At 62.9% G+C, this 4,089-nt stretch carries 4 protein-coding genes; 1 reads left to right on the top strand and 3 read right to left on the bottom strand.

Going from position 1 to position 4,089, the window contains the following annotated elements:
* The coding region (locus AC1DUU_RS25270) for an FAD-dependent oxidoreductase (protein WP_476786118.1) at positions 1 to 902 on the top strand (902 nt) is incomplete at its 5' end.
* A gap of 66 nt (positions 903 to 968) precedes the next feature.
* Here the strand turns inward: AC1DUU_RS25270 and AC1DUU_RS25265 are convergent.
* Genes AC1DUU_RS25265 through AC1DUU_RS25255 form a run of 3 tightly spaced genes read right to left on the bottom strand, consistent with a single transcriptional unit; the run spans position 969 to position 3,984 of the window.
* Positions 969 to 2,009 carry a phosphotransferase family protein gene (locus AC1DUU_RS25265; RefSeq protein ID WP_476786117.1) on the bottom strand — a complete coding sequence of 347 codons (1,041 nt, stop codon included), beginning with the start codon at positions 2,007 to 2,009 and terminating at the stop codon, positions 969 to 971.
* Positions 2,009 to 3,226 carry an acyl-CoA dehydrogenase family protein gene (locus AC1DUU_RS25260; RefSeq protein WP_476786116.1) on the bottom strand — a complete coding sequence of 406 codons (1,218 nt, stop codon included), beginning with the start codon at positions 3,224 to 3,226 and terminating at the stop codon, positions 2,009 to 2,011. The genes AC1DUU_RS25265 and AC1DUU_RS25260 overlap by 1 nt, the downstream gene beginning before the upstream one ends.
* An 8-nt stretch (positions 3,227 to 3,234) precedes the next feature.
* Positions 3,235 to 3,984: an SDR family NAD(P)-dependent oxidoreductase gene (locus AC1DUU_RS25255; RefSeq protein WP_476786115.1), complete on the bottom strand. Its 750-nt coding sequence runs from the start codon at positions 3,982 to 3,984 to the stop codon at positions 3,235 to 3,237.
* Between the last annotated feature and the right edge of the window lie 105 nt (positions 3,985 to 4,089).

Raw genomic sequence — 4,089 nt, 5'->3', positions numbered from 1 at the left:
ATCGCCTGCAAGGCATCGTCGCGGATACCGGCGTCGACTATCACGGCCTCGACGGAGGCCTGCTCTATCTCTACCGCAAGCCTGAATCCTTCGCGCGGGGTTCCGCCAACACACGCATCCTGTCTGAGGAAGGGCTGGAACTGCGCGCCGTCTCACCCGATGAAGCTGCACGCATCGACCCGGCACTGGCCAAGGTGACGGACAAGTTCGCCGGTGCGGTCTACTGCCCATCCGACGGCAGCGGCGATGCGCATGTCTTCACCCGGAATCTCGCTCGTCATTGTGCCGAAAAGCTCGGCGTCAAGTTCATGTTCGACACCGAGGTCAAGGGTTTCGAGACCAGCGGCGACCGCATTGCCCGCGTCACCACCTCCAAAGGCTCGGTGGCTGCGGATGAATTCGTGCTTTGCCTTGGCGTGTTCGCGCCCGATTTCGCCCGCCGGCTCGGGGTGTCGCTGCCGGTCTATCCGATCAAGGGCTATTCGGTGACGATGCCGGTCGAGGCCACCAATCTTCCGCCCACCGTGGGTGGCGTCGATGAGGACAATCTCGTCGCCTATGCCCGCTTCGGCGACCGCATGCGCGTGACGGCAACCGCCGAATTCGCTGGCTTCGACCGCTCGCACAAGCCCGAGGATTTCCGCCACATGCTGGCGGCCATTCGCGACATTTTCCCCAACGGCGCCGACTACGCCCGACCGCAATATTGGGCAGGCCTCAGGCCGATGACGCCCGAGGGCACGCCGATCTTCGGACGCGGCGGGCGCTTTGCCAACATGGTGTTCAATGTCGGCCATGGCCATATGGGCTGGACCATGTCAGCCGGCTCGGCACGCATCACCGCCGACATTGTCAGGCGTGTAAAACCAGGCTTCGATCCAGCCGGAATGCTGGTGCAGTAGGACATAGCCAAGTCAAATGTACAAAAAAGCCCGCGAAATCGCGGGCTCTTTCGTTTCAATGCCGCCTCACCAGGGTCGGGCGCCGTCGATGATCTCCATAGCTCGCGCAGCAAAGCGACCGGCCAGCGGCGCAACATCGGCAGCATCGGTCGCAGCCGCGTTGCCGGCGCGCGCCCGGTCAGCGATGCCGACAAAGATCACGGCAAAACGAAACAGCGAAAATACCAGATGGAAGCGTTCGAGCGGTGCGGTGGGGGCCGCATGGGCGAAATAATGGTCAAGGAATTTACGCTGGCTCGGAATGCCGAGCGCTGCAATGTCGAGGCCAAGGATGCCGCCATATTCGTTGGGCGAGGAATGCCAGGTCATCGAGCAGAAGCCGAGATCGGCGAGCGGATGGCCGAGCGTCGACAGTTCCCAATCGAGGATGCCGATCACCTCGGGTTTTTCAGGGTGAAACAGCAGATTGCCCAACCGGAAATCGCCATGCGCGATCGACACGCGCCCATCGTCCGCCGGCATGTTCTGCGGCAGCCAGTCTGCGACAGCCTCCAGTGCAGGGATTCGTTCGCTCGGCGATTCCCTGAGTTGTCTTGTCCAGCGACCGATCTGGCGCTCGAAATAATTGCCCGGCTTGCCATAGTCGCCAAGGCCAACATCCTCCGGGCGTACAGCATGCAGCTTGGCCATCGCCTCGGCCATGCCGAGATAGATGCCGCGCCGCTCGTCGGGCGACATGCCCGGAAGCGAGCAGTCATGGAAAACGCGGCCTTCGAGCCGCTCCATCAGATAGAACGGCGTGCCAAGCGGCGTGTCGCCGTCATGATATAGCACCGGCTTCGGCACCGGCACATTGGTTGGCGCCAGCGCTTCGAGCACGCGGAATTCGCGGTCGATGGCGTGTGCCCCGCGCAGGATCGGCCCGGCCGGCTTCTTGCGCAGCACCATGCTGCGCGCACCGAAATCGACGAAATAGGTCGGGTTGGACTGGCCGCCGCCAATTCGTTCGAGCGTCATCTTCCCCTCGCCGAAGCGTCCTGTGAGGAAGTCTGCCAGCGCCGCCGGATCGAAGTCCGCATTGCCCTGAACCTTGTCGTCCCCAGCCATCAAGCCTTCGCCTCGCCTTCGACATTCCAGTGCCAGAAGTCCGAGCCTTCTTCGTTGAGGAAACGGTTCAGCACCATCTTGTGCACTTCGTCGGCACCATCGACCAGCCGCGCCTGGCGCGCATAACGGTAGATCCATTCGAGCACCGTGTCCTTCGAATAGCCACGCGCGCCGTTGATCTGGATCGCCACGTCAGCGGCGTCATGCAGCACGTTGGCGACCTGCACCTTAGCCATCGACACTTCCTTGCGGGCGAAGCTGCCGCGGTCGAGCTCCCACGCCGCCTTCATCACCAGCATGCGGCCGATCTCGATGCGCATGGCGAGATCGCCGAGCTTGAGCTGGATGCTCTCGCGGTCGGCGAGCCTGACGCCGAAACCGTAGCGCTCGGCGGCATAGGCGCGCGCGATCTCGACACAGCGCTTGGACAGGCCGAGCCAGCGCATGCAATGGGTCAGGCGTGCCGGCCCAAGCCGCACCTGGGTGACCTTCATGCCCCTGCCCTCGCCGGCAAGCAGGTTTTCGACAGGAATTTCGAGCCCGTCAAATTCCAGCTCGCAATGGCCGCCATGCTCCTCCGGGCCCATGATCTCGATGCGGCGCGTGATCTGCCAGCCGGGCTGGTCCTTGTGGAACATCAGCGCCGACAGTCCGTTGCGCGGATCATCGGAGGTCCGGGCGATCAGGATGAAGTGGCTGGCGTCTTCCGCGCCTGTGATGAACCATTTGCGGCCGGTGACGACATATTTGTCGCCGCGCTTCTCGGCACGGGTGGCGATCATCGACGGGTCTGAGCCGCCGCCGGGATGCGGCTCGGTCATGGCGAAGGCTGAGCGCACCTTGCCCTCGACGATCGGCTTCARCCATTTTTCCTTTTGCTCGGGCATTCCGAGCGCTTCCAGCACCATCATGTTGCCATCGTCGGGCGCCGCCGAATTGAAGACGACCGGGCCGAAGATCGATCGGTTCATCTCCTCGTAGCAGACCGCCATGCCCATCTTGCCGAGGCCAGCACCACCGGTCTCCGGCTTGAGCTGGAGGCACCACAGGCCGGCGGCCCTTGCCTTGGCGCGAAGAGTTTCGAGCAGCGGCAGGGCGATGTTGCCATGCTCGTCATAGGACGCTTTGTCGGCCTCCACGGGCAGCATCTCGCGCGCCACAAAATCGGCGATGCGGGTGCGATAGTCTTCAACGCGGGCGGGGATGTCGAAATTCATGACGGCACTCACAATGATGAAACGAGATGGCCGCCGTCGACCTCGATCGACGAGCCGGTGATGTAGCTGCCGGCGGCGGAAGCGAGCAAAAGCAACGCGCCGTCGAGCTCTCCCGGCTGGCCGAGCCGGCGCTGCGGAATGCGCTTGATGAGGTCAAGTCCGGCAGCAGAGGTAAAGAACTCGCGGTTGATGTCAGTCTCGATATAGCCGGGGCACAGTGAATTGACGCGAATGCCCTCGCGCGCCCATTCGAGTGCCAAAGCCTTGGTCAGCTGGATCACGCCTGCCTTGGAGGCAGCATAGGCGCTGAGATTGCCGGCGACACGGTGGCCGAGGATCGAGGCGATGTTGACGATCGCCCCGCCCCGGCCGGACGCTTTCATTCCGCGCGCCACCGCCTGGGCAACGACAAACACACCCTTTAAGTTGGTGTCGAGCACGCGATCCCATTCGGCCTCGTCGAGGTCAAGCGCGCGAGCTGCGCCTGAAATGCCGGCATTGTTGATCAATATGTCGAAGCTTTTGCCCGCCAGTGCCGCCGCCACCGAGGCGCTGTCGGTAACGTCCATCTGGATCGCGCTGGCTTGGCCGCCTGAAGCTGCGATGCTGGCGCAAGCTTCGTTCAGTGCCTCGCGTCGGCGCGCGGCGAGCGTGACGGCAATACCTTGGCTTGCGAGCAGTTCGGCGAAATGCAGGCCTAGCCCGCCCGAGGCTCCGGTGATGAGGGCGGATTTTCCCTTGAGATTGTTGAACGGCATCAGTGATCACCTCAAAAATCGAGCGAGCGCTCGTTTTCTTTATTCGCCTACCTCCCCTTTTGCAACTGTCCAATTGCTGATATCTCGGCACGGATGATGCTGCAC

The organism is Aminobacter sp. P4_H6_2 (assembly GCF_056400805.1).
Note: the sequence above shows the minus strand (reverse complement) of the source record. Positions and strands in the feature narration are given on the sequence as shown.

What these genes read in the sequence shown, in the direction of transcription:
- AC1DUU_RS25255 (WP_476786115.1), bottom strand. Translation starts at nt 3,984, where the DNA reads ATGCCGTTCAACAATCTCAAGGGAAAATCCGCCCTCATCACCGGAGCC.
- AC1DUU_RS25265 (WP_476786117.1), bottom strand. Translation starts at nt 2,009, where the DNA reads ATGGCTGGGGACGACAAGGTTCAGGGCAATGCGGACTTCGATCCGGCG.